This window comes from Microvirga sp. P4_G7 (assembly GCF_056401005.1).
On record NZ_JBFUKD010000914.1, the window covers coordinates 1 to 1,198 of the forward strand.

The 1,198-nt window shown below is 63.0% G+C and carries 3 protein-coding genes; 2 read left to right on the top strand and 1 reads right to left on the bottom strand.

The window, feature by feature from the left end; translation table 11 throughout:
* Positions 1 to 457 (bottom strand): LysR family transcriptional regulator (locus tag AC1DT3_RS21855; protein WP_477467274.1); only part of this gene is annotated, 457 nt, incomplete at its 3' end.
* Between the two features lie 90 nt (positions 458 to 547).
* On the opposite strand from AC1DT3_RS21855, the gene AC1DT3_RS21860 reads away from it, so the two are divergent.
* On the top strand, positions 548 to 838 hold the full coding sequence (locus AC1DT3_RS21860; RefSeq protein ID WP_477467275.1) for a putative quinol monooxygenase: 291 nt from the start codon (positions 548 to 550) through the stop codon (positions 836 to 838).
* A gap of 11 nt (positions 839 to 849) precedes the next feature.
* Positions 850 to 1,134, top strand: a complete 285-nt coding sequence (locus AC1DT3_RS21865) for a DUF2798 domain-containing protein (protein WP_477467276.1) — start codon at positions 850 to 852, stop codon at positions 1,132 to 1,134.
* The last annotated feature ends 64 nt before the right edge of the window (positions 1,135 to 1,198 follow it).

Here is a 1,198-nt window from a genome sequence, read left to right on the forward strand (position 1 = left end):
GGCTCATGTCGCTTGGCCGCATCAGCCGTAGCGCGATGTCGGCTTCCCGGCGCAGCAGCGAGACTGTGCGGCTCTCACCGAGAAGGCGTAAGCGAAGGCGCGGGTGCGTTGTCTTGAGGAGCGCCACACGCGTCGCGATCAAGGAGATCGCAACGACCGGCGGCGCACTGACGGATACTTCCGTCATGACGTCTTCGTTCCGCGCCCGAGTCACGCGTTCGATGGCGAATGCATCGGCCTCGATGCGTCGGGCGTATTCCGCTACGCGCTCGCCGTCGGCGGTCAGTACGTAGCGGCCCGACCGGCGATCCACCAGTTTGACGCCGACAGCCGCCTCGAGTGCCGCGACGCGACGGGACACGGTGGCGTGCTCGACACGCAATCGCCTCGCCGCGGCCGACAGGGATCCTTCGTCGGCGAGGGCCGCAAAGTGCCGGAGATCGTCCCAATCGAACATGGCGATTCTTTCACACCCAATGGGAGGGAGTGGGGAATTTCGCACAGAACCTGGCGATTGCAAGATGGGATATCCAACAAGGAGAAGACAATGTCCCCATCGAATATCCGGAAGGTCGTCCGTATCGAGGTGAAGCCAGGACTCGCCTCGGCGGCCCGTACGGCGTTACTCGATCTGCAAAAGGCGACGCACGCGGAGCCCGGCTGCCGCGAGTTTGTGTTCTTTCAGGCCCTCGACGACGAAGCCGCGTTCCTGCTGATCGAGGATTTCGCGGATTCCGACGCGCTGGCGCATCATATGAGCCTGCCGCATACCCAAGCCTTTTTCGCGCGCGAACTCGTCGCGTCGATCAGGCCGATTGAACCGGGATGGATGTCTTGACCGAGGAGGCGATGCTACCGCGCCGCCGGTTCAGGAAACTTCCCGCGAAAGCGCAGATCGTGGTGTTTCCCCTGATCCTGTCATTGCTGATGTCCGGCATCGTCTCGACGATCGCAACGCTCAAGGCCGTGGGATGGGACAATGGGACGGCGCTCAAGATCCTGCAGGCGTGGAGCGTCTCCTATGCGGTCGCATTCCCGACGGCGCTCGCGGTCATGCCCCTGGTCAGGAGAATCGTCGGAGCCCTCGTCGAAGTGCCGGACCATAACGGCATGAAACGCAAATCCGCGCCATAAAGCGGAAGGATAATTGAGGCGCGCGCAGCCTCGATCGATGCTGCGCGGCCGATCACTCCACCGA

Coding starts and splice junctions, on each gene's coding strand:
- AC1DT3_RS21860 (WP_477467275.1), top strand. CDS start 548: ATGTCCCCATCGAATATCCGGAAGGTCGTCCGTATCGAGGTGAAGCCA.
- AC1DT3_RS21865 (WP_477467276.1), top strand. CDS start 850: ATGCTACCGCGCCGCCGGTTCAGGAAACTTCCCGCGAAAGCGCAGATC.